Here is a 16,874-nt window from a genome sequence, read left to right on the forward strand (position 1 = left end):
AGTCCCCGCAAATATCTGTTTTTATAAAGACTTTCAACACTTCGATTGTGACGGTGAACCGCCATGTTGGTTATTAAAAATCAATTCTTTAGAGTTCCCATATGTTGTTTTGTGGGTGACAAGTTCGCAGATTTTCAATCTGAAACGCTGAATCTGAGGGTTTTTAGTATTTTATCATTGTCATCAGTGATCTCAACCCGCCATGGTCCTTTGTCAGCCACTCTAAGTTGCATGGTGCTGAATGTTGACCATTGAGGTGATTTGATGTGAAATCTATTTGTGGCAACAAAGCGATCTTTATGAAACCATTTGTGATATATAAATGTATTTTCTGAAATCTCTTCAAAAGCTGTGTAGCAGTGAATTTTGCCAAACGAGATGGGAAAGACCACCGCAGTATTGGCTGGTTCAAAGTCCTTTATATATTCACACATTACAGCTTTGGTGAGTTTAAGTTTTATGTCTGTGGCATTTTTACCGTTAGTTTCTTCTTCCGCATAAAGATTTGATGTCGCGGAGAAAAATAATAAAATCAACAGGAATATGGTAGCATATAAGATATAATCTCTTTTTATCAATAAGCTATTTAAGGAATGAGTCTTAAACAATTTGCCCATTTCAAAACATCCAGCAATTGTAGGCCGTATTCTTGAGAATTCTAATTGAACATCTTTTTTCATGCTCATTCCTAAAAGCCGTTTGGAATGGGTAGTTAGGAAAATTGGAGGTTGCTGACAGCCATGATTTTTTAGATATTTCAGTTGCATGTTGTTCCTGAAGAAAACTTGAATTTGTATTTTAAGTTTGTTAAATTGTCTGAAAGAGGTTAATAATATTCAATGTTTTGATTCTATATTGGTGACAACTTTTTTCAAGGAAAATCTTGCAGGCTTTCAATAAATTTACAGGCAGTAGTTTTTCTCGTCTATAATAACTCATAAAAGAAAGGACTTACAGTGCTGAAAAATATTAATATCTTCAAGAAGCTGACAGGTGGTTTTCTTGTGGTTTCATTTTTGACTCTCTTTGTTGCAGGTATCGGTATTTATGGCTTATATGATATGAAAAACAATCTTCAAAAAATTGTAGAGACAGCTCCACTCATTGATGCTGCAATGGAGATGAAGATTGCTGTGGCAAGGGATATGCAAATGATAATGGAGATACTCTCCCCTGAATCCCAGGATGAGTTTAAAGAAGTCTGGAATAAACACATTGAATTTGCTGATAATTTCAAGATTTTTGCAGATGCCATATTAAATGGTGCTGAAACAGAAGAGGGCACAATTTATGCTTCGGATGATCCAGAACTGAGGGAAGTTGTATCCCGCGCATTGCAGAGTCACGAGAAGGATTTTTTAACATCCATAAAGAATATATATGACATGGTAAAGGTAAAGTTTACCGGCAAGGAGTATTCTGAAGAAATCCTTCAGCAGCTTGATAGCAAGGCTGACAGTAAAGGCGAAGAGCTTATATTGATGATTGGCCAGATTGAAGATATGGCGAGAAGCAAAATAGAAGCAGCAGAGGATATTGCATATACATCTGTTGAATATAAAATAAAGGTGCTTTTTGTTCTTACTTTGGTTGCCTTTGTCTTTTCAGTGGGACTGGGAGTTTTGTTTGCAAGAGCCATTACAAAACCTGTTGCTCTGGCAACAAGTTTTGCTGACAGTATGGCAAAAGGAGATCTTACAAGGCAGATTGATTTGGAGCAGAAAGATGAGGTAGGGCAGATGGTGGCCTCAATGAATGCAATGTCAGGTAATCTGCGGAAAATGTTTCAGGATATTGTTGCAGGTATGGAGATTTTATATAGCTCTTCATCTGAGTTAAGTTCAATATCCAGCCAGATGGCATCCAGTTCAAAGCAAAGCTCTGAAAGGGCAGTTTCGGTGGCTGCTGCATCAGAGGAGATGAGTTCCAACATGGAAAGTGTTGCCGCAGCATCAGAACAGACAGCAACCAATGTACAGATGATTGTTGCAGCAGTTGAACAGATGTCCTCCACCATTTCCGAGATTGCATCCAGAACTGCCGAAGGCAGCACCGTAACAGGTGAAGCTGTTGAACAGGCACAGTCAATATCAAGAAAGGTTGATGAGCTTGGTCAGGCAGCAGTGGATGTGGGCAAGGTTACAGAGACAATTGCTGAAATATCAGAGCAGACAAATCTTCTTGCCCTTAATGCCACCATTGAGGCTGCCCGTGCCGGAGAGGCCGGTAAGGGATTTGCTGTTGTGGCAAGTGAGATAAAAGCCCTTGCAAGGCAGACAGCAGACGCAACACAGGAGATCAATGATCGTATTCATGGAATTCAGGAGAGTACAAAGGCAACTGTCTCTGAGATTGTAAAAATTATTTCTGTTATCAGCAATGTAAATGAAATTGTCACCACAATTGCAAGTGCTGTGGAAGAACAGACAGTAACCACACAGGAGATCACTGGAAATCTTTCCCAGGCATCGGCAGGCATAGAAGAGGTGAATAGCAATGTAAGCCAGACTTCGATGGTATCAGGGGAGATAGCAAGGGATATCGGTACAGTGAGTCAGGCATCACAGGATATGACCCGTGGTAGTAATCAGGTTCTCAAAAGTTCAGGTGAACTTGCAAAAATTGCAGAAGAGATAAAGGAGATGCTTGCAAGGTTTAAAGTGTAAGTTATTGGCGTTTGTTATCCTAAAAATGGTCGGATTCTCGGCATCCTTCATATCAGCTTAAAAGTAGTTTACACTTTTCTTTAATTATCTGAATCACGGATTGCCACAGATTACTCTGATTACACAGATTTTTTCAATCAGTGTAATCTTTTAATCCGTTTAATCCGTGATTCAGACAAAAGAATAAGCCTCAAAAACTGTAAACCGATAAATGAAGGATGCCGGATTCTCCTGAAGATTTTTGAAACATTATCAGGAGAATCCCGCTTTACTATAAAATGAGATTTATGATTTCAGTTATATCCAATATACTTACTGTACCATCCTGATTTATATCTGCAATTTCAATAAGTTCAGGATCACCTGTGCCATTGAGAACAATATCCACACACAGCATAACATCCAGTATATCAACAACCTCGTCTCCATTGAGATCTCCCTCAATATTGCCCTGGGAGGATGAATCTGTTTCATCAGCACCAATATCTGTGCCTGATCCGGCAGGTCTGGACTCTCCATCAATATCATCAGTTACTTCAGAAAGATTTATTCCCTGATCAATTACATAATTATTGATATCCGGCAGATCTGTCAGATGCAGATCTCCTGACTCCACATCCATGAACCATGAATATGGTGCGTCAGTCACATTGTTTTCCAGTGAAGCGCTTCCCCCGTCCCTCTGCTTTATAATACCGCTTGTCAGATTATTAATGATGGATACGCCGGTGGTCCCGCTGAATCGGTATTCGATTGAGTTTGGATAGCTATCCGAATAAACGGTATTGTTGTATATTATGGTACCGCTTGCGGTTTCAAGGCCGATTCCAACATCCCTTGTGGTATATACCATATTGTTGATAATTCTGCCTCCGGTGTGCCCGCTGCTTCCGAGACCAAAGCCTATTCCCCGGTCACAATCAACAATTACATTTTTTTCCACAACTGTACCTTCAGAATTTGTCCAGAAATGGATGGCATGTTCAGATAGGCTGCTTTCCGGACTTACAATGTGTTTGAAAGTGTTATTTCTGACAATCCACTCTTTTCCAAAGTGGACATCAATTCCGCCAATATAATACCTTGGGCCTATTCCTGCTGTATATTCAAAAAGGCAATCTTCCACAATACCGTTTTCAGAGGGGCTTGCAACCTGTGAGCTGTAGGGCACTTTCAAAATTTGCTCTCCAGCATCCCTTAAAATACAGTTTTTCACATGGAGATTATCCACATCGGGGTTAGTCTGGATACAGTGGTTTCTTACATTTTCAATTGTCAAATCAGCTATGGTGACGTTGTTTGCATCTATCCAGAAACCATGATGGCCATTGGCGTACATACCCATCCCTTTAATAATTACAGATTCTCTGTTGCCGGAATTGCTTCTGATGGTGATGTTATCTGTTCGTATCTGGATGGCCCAGGTACCTGAAATCTGGTATGTTCCATCTTCAAGAAGTATGGTATCCCCTGAAGAAGCACTCTCGACAGCAGATATCAGCTCATCAAAGGTTTGGACTGTAATGGTATTAACACTTATAGTTCTGCTTCCCTGTGTTGCCCCAGTTTGGGCATGGAGGGTTGTCAATTCAGTTGACATTAGTGTTGCTGAAATTCCAGTGAGAAAGATAAGTCCAATGTAGTAAAGTGCTAATGTTGATTTTAATAGCCCGTTTGGGGAATTTTTTTTATTCATCTCATTTTTCTCCTTAATTTTTTCAAAATGTTTTTTATGCTCAAAATAGATATCTTATTGTTTTTTAAGCAATTATTATATTTGTCTGAATCAGGATAACCAGGATAAAAATGATTTTCAGGATGGATAATCCTGCCTTATCCTTTTAATCCCGGGTATCCTTATTCAGACAGTATTGAAAAGCCTTAAAAGATCATAGATTTTTCCTTTGAGAATTATTGCATGACTTTATTCGTAAGGGCTTTGGGATTGAAAAGATAAGTTCAGAAGGGAAATAAAGCAAAAAATGTTCCATGGCAGCAGATAGAAAAATTATACTATATTTGCTCAAAATCGACACCTTATTGTTTTTTCAGCGATTATTGGATTTGTCTGAATCAGGATAACCAGGATGAAAAGGATGTACAGGATAGATAATCCTGCCTTATCTTGTTAATCTTGGGCATCCTGATTCAGATACTATTAACAAGGCTTAAAATGTTATATGTGTCGATTTTGAGTATTTATAGTATAAGGCCATTTAAAAATGATAGCCATTTTTATGGTAAAAGACAGTTTTTTGTGGTTGTTTGACAATATCGTTGACAAATATGTTAACCAGATTGTCGAATGTCGAAATGTTCGGATTTTTTTCTGTCTTCTTGATTGTGTTCCAGAAGTACTTGACACTTTTTGGAGAGAGGTTTCCCAACAGTAGATATGCTTTAAATGAACGTTAAAATCTGCAAATGCAGAATTGCAAAATATCCGCTATTGCTGTGGCCGTTTTTTTGCAGTATCAATTCATATCTATGGATATCGTTGGCAAATGCTACAAAATAGAGTGGATATAAGGGGGAATGGTCTTATGGACAAAATGGAAAAATTAATAACCGAGAGAAAATGTGGGAAGTTTTTTTATAACGGCCATGGCAAACCCATCTTGCCACAACGAAGCATGAAAGCCCTGAAAAAAACCTTGAAATACGGGGACTTTCTTATAAAATCAAAAAAGATTGTTGCTGGTTGCAAAGCTGTTATATTTTTTATGTGTGTACTTATGGTGATAAGTATATCTTTCAGTGTGTCAGCTCTGGAAACTCCACGTATAAAATGGCAGAATGGAGGGTGTTTTTCCTCTTGGTGTGAGACAGGTTGGTACTCTTCACCAGCAGTGGCGGATCTGGATGAAGATGGAAAACAAGAGGTAATAGGAGCTTCTTATTCTATATTTGTATTAAATGGTGAGGACGGCTCTCTTAAATATCGCGTGGATCCGGAGGGTGGGCGTGTCTGGCCAGGGGTTGTAGTGGCTGATATTGATGGCGATGGCCATAAGGAGTTTGCCACAGCTCATGGCAGTGGATATCTTCATCTCTTTAATCATGATGGAACGCTTCGCTGGACAGTGAACCCCATCTCCAGGGAATTAAGAGGGCTTTCAGCATGTGACCTTGATGGGGACGGCAGTATGGAGCTTGTTGTTACAGGTGCGGTTTCAAGCAAGGTAAATACCTGGGTGTATGAGCATGACGGAAGCCTTCGTAATGGTTGGCCGCAATTGGCTGATGAGAGCGGTTATGCCTATGGTGTTTTTAATGATAATGCCGCAGTGGGTGATCTGGATGGGGATGGAAGTGTGGAGATTATTGTTCCTTCTGATGTGCATTACATATGTGCTTATGACTCATGGGGCACTCCCTTGCCAACAAACGAGATATATGGAGATAAGGCATGGGGCAAAGTTGGAGTGTGGGAAAGTCTTGAAGTTGAGCTTAGGGGATGGGGAGAGTGCGGAGGAGAGCGCAAAGAGCGTTATAGAACCAATTTTGCACATGGAGCTGCTTTGATGTGTGATTTTGATAAGGATGGTGTCCGTGAAATCGTGGCTACAGGTAATGTCTATGATTGTGCCATTGGTCATCCACCTGGACAGTATAATGGGATTTATATCTTTAATAGTGATCGATCTCGATTTAAATGGAATGGCCTCAACTGGGAAGATGCTCCGGTGGATACCGGAAGCCCTTTGACGGAAGATTACAATATCATTGAAAATAACCAGCCCAACCCCATAGTTGCGGATCTTGACGGAGATGGTATTGAAGAAATTCTTTACTCTTCCTATGATGGAAAAGTTCATGCATTCTGGTTAGATAAAACAGAGCATGGGGAGTGGCCTTTTTCGGTTCATGACTCATCAGAAGGCTATATGCGGTTTGCATCCGAGCCTGTTGCATCTGATCTTGATGGTGACGGCAGTTGTGAAGTGCTTTTTACCTCCTGGGTGGAGAAGGGATCGGGGAGAACCGGTGATCTTTTTGTGTTAAATTCCGAAGGCAAGCTGCTACACAGGGTGCCCCTTCCAGAAGCGTATGGAAGCCCTGATTGGAACGGGGGGCTTGCTGCTCCTACTCTTGCAGATATAGATGGAGATCCGGATCTTGAAATTATTGTTAATACTGCCCATTCAGGTTTTGTGGCCTATGATCTGCCCGGAACCTCCAATGCCGTTGTACACTGGGGAACAGGCAGGGGTAATATGCAAAGAACAGGAATTGCCCCCACATTGACGCCTACTCCTCCAGAACCTGTATCTCCACAAACACTTAAGATTGAACTCAATTGAAAAGGTGGGTGGTGTCCCAAATATGTTGATGAGCTCTTCACAAACCTTGATTCAGCAGGGCTTTCACAAAAAGATATCAACACTTTTATGACACTACCAAAAGGTGTACCTTCATGATCTTTTCTACATTTTGACGTTGCTGTTCAAATTCATGGGGAGTTTCTGGTATGGGTAAATGTATGGGAGCACCAAAATTCAATGTAACCCTTGAAAATGGTTTTGGCAGCATAAAGCGATCCCATGAATTAAAAAACCATGCATTGTCTGAGGATGTGTAAAATGGCACTATTATGGCATTGCTCTCCATTGCCATTTTGATAAGCCCAGGTTTTACTATGCCCAAGGGGCCTTGTGGGCCATCTGTTATATGGGCACCAAATCCATGGGTGTTCAGATGTTTTATCATTTCATCCATTGCCTCTTTTCCCCCAACTGAAGAGGAGCCTCTTGCCGTGTGCCAGCCTGATCGTTTTGCTACTGCTGCGATCAGTTCCCCATCTCTGCTTCTGCTTATCATTAATGCGGGATTAAGGGGGGTATATCGCTTGAAATAGCTTATAGCTGCAAAGAATTGCTGATGCCATGTACAGAGTACTATTGTCTCTCCTTTTTTCAGGAGATTCTGCCACTCTTTTTCATGCTTTACGGTTAAACGAAATGTAAGTGCGTACAGCTTTATAAAATAGTAAAGAATAGCTGTGAATGGCCATTTATATACAAGCCATTTTAATTTTTTGAACATGTTTTTTCCTTTATATCTTTCCTGTTTCACTCTTTTCCAGAGCCTTCTGTTGCAGAAGGATTTCTCTGGCTGTTGACCCATTCGATTTTACTCATAAGTCCCCTTATGATTCTTACATCCCTGTCCATAAGTGCTGCTCTTCCAAAGATTCTTCTGAAAGTTCTCATAAGATGATCAGGGTTCTGGGGATCAAGAAACTCAATATCATTGAGGGCCTTTTGCATATGGGAATACATCTGTTCAATTGAATCAATGGTGGCAGGGGGCTTTGGGTCAACCGGAGATGAAATCTTGTTTCGCATTGTTCTTGAGATTTCATAGAGAAATATTGTAAGTGCATGGGATATGTTCATGGAGGGAAAGGCATCATCTGTGGGAATGGTGACAAAGTGCTGACAAAGTGCTAGTTCATCAGTATCAAGCCCATTGTCTTCCCTGCCAAGTACTAAAGCGCATCTGATGGAATCATCCATATCTGAAACTTTTTCTGCTGCGCTGTCAGGAGTGAAAAAGTTTTTTCTGTATCTGCCAAATCTGCGGGTTGTGCCAAAGGCCACATGGCAATCTTTAATTGCCTGTGGAAGGTTTTCAAAAATCCTGGCTTCCGAAAGCATATGCTGCGCACTCAATGCCATCTTTCGTGCTTCCCTTGATTGGTAGCCCCTGCATGGATTTACAATGCGAAGATCATGGAAGCCAAAATTCATCATTGCTCTGCATACAGAGCCGATATTAAGAGGTCCCTGTGGTTCAACAAGGATCACGGTGAGGTTATCTTTTTTCATGGGTTTTTGTGTTTGGGCTTTAATTCTTCTGTATCAAGAGTTAATGTGACAGGGCCGCTGTTTGTTAGAGTTACATCCATCATTGCCCCGAATACTCCGGTTTCAGTGTGAATGCCCTTTTCACGGGTAAGTTGTACAAAATACTCATACAATCTCTCTGCTGTTTCAGGATATGCAGCATTTACAAATGACGGACGTCTTCCCTTGTGGCAATCTCCAAAAAGGGTAAACTGTGATATCACTAGAAGCTCCCCTTGCACATCAAGCAGGGAACGGTTGAGCTTTCCGTTCTCATCCTCAAAAATTCTTAGATTGATAATTTTTTCTGCAAGAAAGGAAGCTTGTGATTCAGTATCATGATGGCCGACTCCAAGCAAAATTACAAGGCCATTGTCAATGGTTCCGGTAATTTTGTCAGCAACAGAGACACTTGCTTTGGTTACCCTTTGCAGGACTGCTTTCATCAGATGGATTCTCCTTTTTTGTTAGAAAATGTTGCATCCTTCATAATCCATCAAAAGTAGTTGGCAGTTTTTTGAGATAATTCCCGAAAAATGGGAATGTGGCTCCAGAAAGTGTAAACTGGCAAATGAAGGATGCCGAAAACGTGTAAAGAGCTGTGTCATTAAAACGGTTAAAATCCATGTTTCAGAAGGATTTCTGCATAAGTGCCATTATCTTTTATTTGCTTAAGTCCCTTGTTAAACTCTTTAAGATATGTTTCGGCATTTTCCCCATCTTTTGGAAAAGCAACGTATAGTGGATTGGATGAAAGGACACCTGGTACAATCTCGATGTTATCCCTTATTTCAGGCCGGTTTGTGTTAACCCAGAAAAGTAGGCGTTTTTTTGATGCTGCAATAAGGTCAAGCCTTCCTTCAAGAAGCTTTTTGATATTAAGCTCAAGTTTTCTTACAGACTCCTTTTGTAAAAAATCAGCACTGTCAAATTCCGATGAATAGGCATAGCCGTGTTCAATGCCAATTTTGTAAGGCTTTAAGTCTTCAATTGTATTCCATACAATGTTTTTGCCTTTAACAGCAAATAGTACTATTTCGCTTTCACTTACAGGCTCTGAATATAGGAGCCATTCTGCTCTCTCTTCACTATGATATATGCCAAGAATTGCATTAAAATAGAGATTTTTGGCTTCATACATTGCCCTTTTCCAGGGAACAAAGCTGATTGAAATTTCATGGCCTGTCTCTTTATATGCAGTTCTGACAATATCTGAAAAATATCCTTCATCTTTAAGGTTTGGGCCATAGTAAGGTTCCCACTCTAAGGTAACAAAGCTTATTTTGGGGTTTTCAGCATTTACAGTTATCGCTCCAATGAGAAAAGTTATAAAAATGAAAATTGTAAAAAACATTGAGTTGATATAGTGAATTTTTGGATGACTCATAGTTTTTGACATATTTCTGTCTCCATTTTAATAATGTGTAAAAATAAATTATGAACACCAGGTTATCTATAAAGACGAGGCTTCGGCCATTTCATGTTGAATCCAGCATTTTGCAGAATGCGGATTCCTTTTGCCATGTTAAGACCTATATCACTGACAGAATGGGAATCATCGCCTGGAACAACATTGATACGAAATTCCTTTGCCTTTTCAAGTATTTGGGCAGATATATATGGTTCCTCTGCCCCTTTTTTAAGTGCCCTGAGATTGAAGTCCATAATAAGATTCTTTTCCCTTATTATTTTGAGGTTTCTTACAATCCGTTGCCAGACATCAGGGGCTTTTATGGTCTCTTTATAATTGCTGTCAAAAATTCTGATAAGGTCGAAATGTCCCACAACAGCAGGGGATAAGGTCTCAATCATTTCGTATTGTATGTCAAAATAGCGGCAGTAAAGGGCGTGAATTCCACCGGCTCTCTTGACAGCTTCTTGATAGCTGTCAGGTGAATAATCAATGCAATGATCATCCACATGATGAACTGATCCCACAATATAATCAGGCTTATAGTTATTTATGGCATTTAAAACCAGCTTTTTGAATCCTCTGTAAGTTTCTGTCTCAAAAGCTGTATAAATTTTGATCTTGTCCTGATATTTTTGTTGAAGAACTCTGCATTTTGACATGTACTTTTTAAAATTTTCTTTTAGAAATTTTTGATCAAGTCCGGATTCAATTTCGTCTGTATATCGCAATTCATTGGAGGGCGGATATATGTGCTCTGTGATTCCTACCCATTTGAATCCAAGTTCAATGTAGCGTAAAATCATTGATTCCAGTGTGTCCTGTGCGTGGTTGCAGAATTCTCTGCTGTGACCACCATGTACGGATACCATCTGATATAAATTTGTCTCTTCAGTCATATTCAAAGTATTACCGTGAAAAAAATCCCCCACTTTTTTTTATGGTCGGGGGTGGCCAACTCGGCCATGGAGGTTTAGAGATAAGGGTACGTATTCAGTGTGTTACAAGGATTTTTTATTTATTCCCATAGAGTAAAACAGGTAGCACGACACTTGCCTAAAATCAAGAATTTAAAAAAACGGAATATAGTAACTATAGCTTTCCAGAAAAATATTTTATTTTTTGGTCAAGAAAATTAATCCAGATAACAGATAGTTAGACATTTCCATTATCAATTTTATTATATGGAATACTATACTCAAAATAGAAGTAATGTCACTTCACACTATATTTAAAAAGCAAAATTTCTTGACTATATCCTTATGTAAAGAGTAGTGTTTTCAATGACGACACACTCTACCCCTGTCTGGTATTTCTGAGTTTTGATGAGACTATCAAATGTTATGACTTGAACATTTTTACTTTTCGGATGTAATCTTATGGACTTTATAAATCAGAATCTCCTGATTGTCGATGATAACCCGGAAATCCTTGATTCCCTTTCTGAACTTCTTGAGGATGAGGGATTTGAGCTCCGTGCAGCAAAATCCGGAGAAGATGCCATTGACATTCTTTCTGAATTTAATCCCGCAGTTATTCTTTCCGACATGAATATGCCTGGCATGAGCGGACTTGAGCTTCTTAAAGAAGTTCGAAAATCCAACCATGTTGTTCAGTTTGTGGTTTTAACAGGTTATGCAACTGTCAGAAATGTTGCTGAAAGTATGGCAGATAACGGCGCTTTTGCATATCTTCAAAAACCTATAATGGATTTTGAAATTCTTTTCAGTACATTGCGTCAGGCCATGCAAAAGTATCAATTGCTCCAAGAAAATAAGTTGTGGGAGGAGCGCCTGAAAAAGGCAAACGCCACATTTGAAGCAATTTTTGAAAATATGGATGCTGTTGTCTATGTTGCAGATATGCAGACATATGAACTGATTTATGCAAATACAAAATTCAAGAGGCTTTTTGGATTTGATGGAGAGCCGGATTCATACAGGAAAAAATTGTGCTGGCAGGTTCTTCAGAAAGCCAATAAAGGGCCTTGTGATTTTTGCACCAATCTAAAGCTTGTGGATAGTCAGGGGAAGCCATTCCAGCCATACACCTGGGAGTTTTACAATCCTGTTCTAAAACGACATTTCAGTATCAAAGATCAGGCCATATACTGGCACGACGGCCGTCTGGTAAGACTTGAAATTGCAATGGATATGACAAAATACCGCAAAATTTCCAGGGAGATGCAGAAAGCAAAAAGATTCAAGGCAATCGGCGTTCTTGCAGGAGGGATTGCCCATGATCTCAATAATACCCTTGCTGCCATTCTTGGAAATCTAAACCTTGCTCAACTCATTGTTGCAAATTCTGAAGCTGATGAATACTTTGATGCTGCCGAAGCGGGCATAATGCAGGCAAAAGAGCTTTCCGGTAAACTTCTTGGCCTTGCAAGGGGGGAAGAACCTGTTAAAAAAAGGGTTGACATGAAAAAACTTGCAGAAGCCTTTATCAGTAATAAAGAGTGCAAAACCCCCATTAGACTTGATGTTGCTGATCCTTTGCTTGATTACCCTGTTGATGGCGATGCTGAACAGATCAAGACTGTTTTGTATAATCTAACAGTCAATGCAACTGAAGCCATGGATTTTAAAGGGGAAGTCCGGATCTCAATTCATCGCCATTTCAGCTCAACCCACCATTGCGAATATGTTGTTACTGGTGTTCATGATACCGGAAGGGGAATCACCGCATCAGATGTGGAGAAAGTGTTTGATCCTTATTACACAACAAAATTTCCAGGTGCGGATAAGGGAACTGGTCTTGGGCTCTCCATTGCCTACTCCATTGTAAGAAAACATGACGGCTTTATTGATATTGATTCAGTGGAAGGGAAGGGTACCAGGGTTGATGTCTATATTCCTGTGGCAGGAAATGTTTGTGACGATAAAGAGCTTTAGGGAGCAATATAGCTTTTGGTGACGGGATTCTGTCTCATTCTCTACTTTATTTTTAAAGCCTCTGGATAATATAAAGAAAGGTTGGTACCCTGCTCAGGGTTTTAAGACGGTTAAACTCAAATAGTACTTCCCTTGATGGTTTGTTTATTCGAAGGGGTGAGAGATAAACCGTGCCTTTGGTTTTTGTTCGTGCAATTTTTTCTCTGACAAGATTTAAAAAAGCTGGATAATGTCCGTCAGGAAGATTTTCATCCATTATGAAATTGGCGGTTATCTCAATATTGGGGTATGTTGCGTTAATGTGCTGAATATAAAGAAATGTCTCTTCAACCTGTTTTGATGTAATTGGTTTACCGAGAAAATCAAGGGTCTCCTGGTCTGATGATTCAAGGCCGATGTTGATGTATGTGCAGAAAGGAAGCCTGTTCAAATCATCAAGTAAAGCTTTGGCATCATTCACAGTGCCCTCCCTTTCCATCAATGAATCAACGCTGCCAAACATGAAAAGCGAGCTTCCCTTCATGAAGGCGTCTTTGAATCCAAATGCTTCATGGGCTGTTGCCGCAGCAGAAAGAATGGTCTCTTTCCCAGCATTCAGTGCATCGTGATCCCCCAGGAAAATGCTGTTATAATTTACAATATCCTTTCCATATAGTTTTTTAAGAATCTCTATCTTCTCTTTTATTTTTTCTTTGCTTTTTATAGAAAAGGGTTTATCTGTTTTTATTCGGCAGAATCTGCATTTATAAAGGCAGCCTTCTGATATGGTGAGAGGTATAATATCATAGTCAACATGGCGGGCATCCGGCGGCATAACTGTAATTCTGCCATCTGAAACTTCAAAAAGGTTTTGAGCTTTATTTTCAAGCCTTTCGGGAGTGTTTAGAAGTGCCTTTTCAAGAAATCTGATGAATATTTCTCTTTTTTCAGATTCATTTGTTGTTTTTGAAGTATCCTTTTTCACAGAAATCATCACATCTTTTATGATTTCATGCCAGGACGAGACAATTCTTGCAACAGAAGCCTCTTTGAATGGTTTACCTCCTATCAGGGAGTTTGTGGGATATTGCAGATTGGGCAGATAGTACTCCCCTGTTGCTTCAAAGACTCCGGTGTATCCTCCGGTTGAATAGTATATCCAGTCGTTTCCCATGCTCCTTTTTAGCCATTCAGAAGGCTGGATCCACTTTTTATCCTTTCCCTTTGCCCTTACAATCTCGTTATTAAGGTTGAACTGAAGTACAGCATCCTTTGTCTCAATTTCTGAATAGATGCCATACTTCAGGGGAAAACTTATCTTTGTATATTCACTTGCACCCCTTTTATTAAGTGTTATCCGGAAGTCTGGGGTGCTAAGTGACAGTGTTGGAAAAAAGTTGTCTGACAGCGATTGTTTCATTTGTCCGTGTCTATTTTGCGTATTGTACTCTCAGTACCTTTTTATCAAGTTTTCCAACACCTGTTTTGGCAATGGAGTCCACAGAGATGACTCGGTCAGGAACGCCGTATTTTGGGATATTGCCTTTTTCGTACTCTTCCATGAAAACTTTTTTCAGCTCATCCTCAAGATCTTTTTCTTTAAACTCATCTTTTAATACAACAAGAACAATGGGTCGCTCTCCCCATTTTTCATCAGGTACTCCAATGGCGGCAGATTCACTCACAGCCGGGTGCTGGCTTATTATATCTTCAAGGGTGAGGGAAGATATCCATTCTCCACCAGTCTTGATGACATCTTTAAGCCGGTCTGTGATCTTTAGGTAACCTTCTGCATCAATACTTCCCACATCACCTGTATGGAGCCAGCCGTCAAACCATAACTCTTCACTCTTTTCCTGGTTGTGAAGATAGCCTTGGGTAAGCCAGGGGCTTCTTGCAACAACCTCACCTGTCTGAACACCATCATGGGCAACAGGATTACCAAGGGGATCAATGATTTCAATATCCACCATTGGGATAGGCAGGCCGGTTTTGCACCGGATGTCTATCTGTTTTTCTTCATCCCATTCATACATGTGTGGTTTAAGATGGGCAACTGTCAGAAGAGGACATGTTTCAGACATTCCATAGGCAGAATAAAGATTTATTTTTGCATTTGTAGCAGCTTTGCAAAGCCCCCTTGGCAGGGCAGAGCCGCCTATTACAACCTTCCAGTTGGATAGATCCACCTTGTTTATTACAGGGGAGTTGACAAGCATGTGGATGATTGTGGGAACGCAGTGGGAAAATGTGACTTTCTCTCCCATGACAAGTTTCAGGATCATTTCAGGTTCATAACGTCCAGGGTAGATCTGTTTGTTCCCGAGCATTGTAAAAAGATATGGCATACCCCATGCATGGACATGGAACATCGGTGTTAATGGCATATAGACATCGGCAGACGTCATTACAGCCTGGGAATCAAAAGCACAAAGCCCTGTCATAAGTCCATATGTATGAAGCACAAGCTGCCTGTGACTGAAATATACTCCCTTGGGATTGCCTGTTGTTCCTGATGTGTAGAATGTTGTTGCCCGTGCATTTTCATCAAAATCCGGAAAATCAAAGGAGTCAGATGCATCCTTGAGCAGTTCTTCATAGATTCCGTCAAATTGTATAGCAGTTTCAGGATTCTGGTCAGTCTCTTTTATAAGGATGATCTTTTTGACGGTTTCAATCTTATCTTTTATTGGTTCAAGAAGGGGCAAAAGTTCGGAATTGACAAGAATCACATCATCTTCGGCATGGTTTATGGTGTAAAGGATCTGCTCCGGAGAGAGTCGGATGTGAACTGTGTGAAGGATTGCACCCATCATGGGGACAGCAAAATAGCACTCTAAGTAACGATGGCTGTCAAAATCCATAACTGCTACTGTATCACCCTCTTTTACTCCAAGGCCTGCCAGGGCATTGGCAAGTTTGGCCACCCTAATGTGAAAATCACGGTAGGTATAACGCATCTGATCACGGTAGATTATCTCCTGATCCGGGGATCTGATCAGGGAATTTTTCAGAAGGTTTTTGATCAGTAAAGGGTAGGTGTAGGCAGATTCACATTTTTCAATAAGTTTGACTCCCATAATTTTTGTCTCCCTGTTTGAGTTAAAGTTTTGATTGTTCTCTTCTGATCTTTGTTGTGTTAATTAAAAAAGTTCAGAAAATACCTTCTTGTTAATATGTTGCCGGAAGCTGGATTTTTGCTTGTAAGTATAAGCACGAAATATTAAATATCATTCCCTTTTCAGTAACAGGGATAGATTTAAAATTTGTCCCCACAGCATGCAAATGGACAAGTTATTTAATATTTGTGCCTAAATGATAAAATCGTTTTGGACCTCTCCGCCGAGAATATGGCTTGCAAAAACCTGGTGGGTTTTCTTTACATCCATTTTCTGATATAAAGTGGATGCACCACCTTTGATGTCAACAGTCATATTTGGTTCGGTTTCACATTTTCCGAGACACTCACCGGCCAGTACCTTTATATCTGATCTGTCTGCTTCGGCTTTAGCTTCAAGCAGTGCTTTCATAACCTCCCTTGCACCTGCATCAATGCCGCATTGTCCCATGTGGACAGTGACTGTGACAGATGCGTCACCGCTTCGCAGTGCAACTGTGTGGGATGCCTTTTCCCTGATTTTTTTAAGATCCTCTATTGTAATTTTTGCCATTTTGTTCACCTGTTAATGATAAGAGTGTTTGTTTTTTGTTGTTGCTGGCTGATTTGTCAGTAAAAGGGTTGTCAAATTTAATGTTTGCTATAAAATCGCTTTTTAATTGCGTCGTGTCAAGTTTGAATAGAGATTCAGAACATTTTTCATTTATCAGTGTACATTTTTGTGGAGTGGATTGTAGAGTGGAATTTCGACAAATGTGAAGGTTGTCACGTTCAGTGTAAAGCGGAAGGTTGAGAGTTTCGAAATTATTAATACAACAGCATTGAGTGTAAGGGTGGCAGAAGAATACTCATCTCTTAGTTTCTTGACAATAAAGCAGGGCATATCCTATATTACTTTTGGATTGTGTCCAATAGGGCAGTCGGGATTTAATATTTTGAGATAAGATAAACGGG

General features: G+C 40.0%; 13 protein-coding genes. 3 read left to right on the plus strand and 10 right to left on the minus strand.

What is annotated here, in order from left to right; translation table 11 throughout:
• Positions 1-134: 134 nt before the first annotated feature.
• Positions 135-680, minus strand: coding sequence for a DUF2914 domain-containing protein (locus tag MTBBW1_RS29535; protein WP_245809363.1), 546 nt, complete (start codon positions 678-680; stop codon positions 135-137).
• A 276-nt stretch (positions 681-956) separates the two neighbouring features.
• Here MTBBW1_RS29535 and MTBBW1_RS12320 point away from each other — a divergent pair, with 276 nt between their 5' ends.
• Positions 957-2,666: a HAMP domain-containing methyl-accepting chemotaxis protein gene (locus tag MTBBW1_RS12320; protein WP_080804051.1), complete on the plus strand. Its 1,710-nt coding sequence runs from the start codon at positions 957-959 to the stop codon at positions 2,664-2,666.
• 271 nt (positions 2,667-2,937) lie between these two features.
• Here the strand turns inward: MTBBW1_RS12320 and MTBBW1_RS12325 are convergent, their stop codons facing one another.
• Positions 2,938-4,362, minus strand: a complete 1,425-nt coding sequence (locus tag MTBBW1_RS12325) for a dockerin type I domain-containing protein (RefSeq protein ID WP_080804053.1) — start codon at positions 4,360-4,362, stop codon at positions 2,938-2,940.
• 808 nt (positions 4,363-5,170) lie between these two features.
• On the opposite strand from MTBBW1_RS12325, the gene MTBBW1_RS12330 reads away from it, so the two are divergent.
• Positions 5,171-6,970: an FG-GAP repeat domain-containing protein gene (locus MTBBW1_RS12330; protein ID WP_222424055.1), complete on the plus strand. Its 1,800-nt coding sequence runs from the start codon at positions 5,171-5,173 to the stop codon at positions 6,968-6,970.
• Between the two features lie 85 nt (positions 6,971-7,055).
• Here the strand turns inward: MTBBW1_RS12330 and MTBBW1_RS12335 are convergent, their stop codons facing one another.
• The 5 genes from MTBBW1_RS12335 to MTBBW1_RS12355 form a co-directional block, all read right to left on the minus strand.
• Positions 7,056-7,712, minus strand: coding sequence for a lysophospholipid acyltransferase family protein (locus tag MTBBW1_RS12335; protein WP_080804192.1), 657 nt, complete (start codon positions 7,710-7,712; stop codon positions 7,056-7,058).
• 26 nt (positions 7,713-7,738) lie between these two features.
• Positions 7,739-8,497, minus strand: coding sequence for an RNA methyltransferase (locus tag MTBBW1_RS12340; protein ID WP_080804055.1), 759 nt, complete (start codon positions 8,495-8,497; stop codon positions 7,739-7,741).
• Entirely contained in the window at positions 8,494-8,961 is a 468-nt protein-coding gene (gene dtd, locus MTBBW1_RS12345; protein WP_080804057.1) for a D-aminoacyl-tRNA deacylase, read from the minus strand. The genes MTBBW1_RS12340 and dtd overlap by 4 nt, the downstream gene beginning before the upstream one ends.
• 170 nt (positions 8,962-9,131) lie before the next feature.
• Positions 9,132-9,914, minus strand: a complete 783-nt coding sequence (locus tag MTBBW1_RS12350) for a substrate-binding periplasmic protein (protein WP_080804059.1) — start codon at positions 9,912-9,914, stop codon at positions 9,132-9,134.
• Between the two features lie 50 nt (positions 9,915-9,964).
• Positions 9,965-10,825 (minus strand): histidinol-phosphatase HisJ, encoded by an 861-nt coding sequence (locus MTBBW1_RS12355; protein ID WP_080804061.1) that lies wholly within the window; start codon positions 10,823-10,825, stop codon positions 9,965-9,967.
• Positions 10,826-11,305: 480 nt separating this feature from the next.
• Between MTBBW1_RS12355 and MTBBW1_RS12360 the strand changes: the two genes are divergently transcribed.
• On the plus strand, positions 11,306-12,823 hold the full coding sequence (locus tag MTBBW1_RS12360) for a hybrid sensor histidine kinase/response regulator (protein WP_080804064.1): 1,518 nt from the start codon (positions 11,306-11,308) through the stop codon (positions 12,821-12,823).
• A gap of 52 nt (positions 12,824-12,875) precedes the next feature.
• Here MTBBW1_RS12360 and MTBBW1_RS12365 read toward each other — a convergent pair whose 3' ends face one another.
• From MTBBW1_RS12365 to MTBBW1_RS12375, 3 genes are all read right to left on the minus strand, one after another.
• Positions 12,876-14,222: a radical SAM protein gene (locus tag MTBBW1_RS12365; protein WP_080804066.1), complete on the minus strand. Its 1,347-nt coding sequence runs from the start codon at positions 14,220-14,222 to the stop codon at positions 12,876-12,878.
• 10 nt (positions 14,223-14,232) lie between these two features.
• Positions 14,233-15,882 carry a fatty acid--CoA ligase gene (locus tag MTBBW1_RS12370; protein WP_080804068.1) on the minus strand — a complete coding sequence of 550 codons (1,650 nt, stop codon included), beginning with the start codon at positions 15,880-15,882 and terminating at the stop codon, positions 14,233-14,235.
• 231 nt (positions 15,883-16,113) lie between these two features.
• Positions 16,114-16,473, minus strand: coding sequence for a (2Fe-2S) ferredoxin domain-containing protein (locus MTBBW1_RS12375; RefSeq protein ID WP_080804070.1), 360 nt, complete (start codon positions 16,471-16,473; stop codon positions 16,114-16,116).
• Positions 16,474-16,874 lie beyond the last annotated feature (401 nt).

Origin of the sequence: Desulfamplus magnetovallimortis, assembly GCF_900170035.1 — a bacterium.
Classification (GTDB): Bacteria; Desulfobacterota; Desulfobacteria; order Desulfobacterales; family Desulfobacteraceae; genus Desulfamplus; species Desulfamplus magnetovallimortis.

Bases quoted from the DNA above. Each gene is read 5' to 3' on its own strand.
- MTBBW1_RS29535 (WP_245809363.1), bottom strand. From the start codon at position 680: ATGAAAAAAGATGTTCAATTAGAATTCTCAAGAATACGGCCTACAATT.
- MTBBW1_RS12325 (WP_080804053.1), bottom strand. From the start codon at position 4,362: ATGAATAAAAAAAATTCCCCAAACGGGCTATTAAAATCAACATTAGCA.
- MTBBW1_RS12330 (WP_222424055.1), top strand. From the start codon at position 5,171: ATGCTACAAAATAGAGTGGATATAAGGGGGAATGGTCTTATGGACAAA.
- MTBBW1_RS12335 (WP_080804192.1), bottom strand. From the start codon at position 7,712: ATGTTCAAAAAATTAAAATGGCTTGTATATAAATGGCCATTCACAGCT.
- MTBBW1_RS12340 (WP_080804055.1), bottom strand. From the start codon at position 8,497: ATGAAAAAAGATAACCTCACCGTGATCCTTGTTGAACCACAGGGACCT.
- dtd (WP_080804057.1), bottom strand. From the start codon at position 8,961: ATGAAAGCAGTCCTGCAAAGGGTAACCAAAGCAAGTGTCTCTGTTGCT.
- MTBBW1_RS12350 (WP_080804059.1), bottom strand. From the start codon at position 9,914: ATGTCAAAAACTATGAGTCATCCAAAAATTCACTATATCAACTCAATG.
- MTBBW1_RS12355 (WP_080804061.1), bottom strand. From the start codon at position 10,825: ATGACTGAAGAGACAAATTTATATCAGATGGTATCCGTACATGGTGGT.
- MTBBW1_RS12360 (WP_080804064.1), top strand. From the start codon at position 11,306: ATGGACTTTATAAATCAGAATCTCCTGATTGTCGATGATAACCCGGAA.
- MTBBW1_RS12365 (WP_080804066.1), bottom strand. From the start codon at position 14,222: ATGAAACAATCGCTGTCAGACAACTTTTTTCCAACACTGTCACTTAGC.
- MTBBW1_RS12370 (WP_080804068.1), bottom strand. From the start codon at position 15,882: ATGGGAGTCAAACTTATTGAAAAATGTGAATCTGCCTACACCTACCCT.
- MTBBW1_RS12375 (WP_080804070.1), bottom strand. From the start codon at position 16,473: ATGGCAAAAATTACAATAGAGGATCTTAAAAAAATCAGGGAAAAGGCA.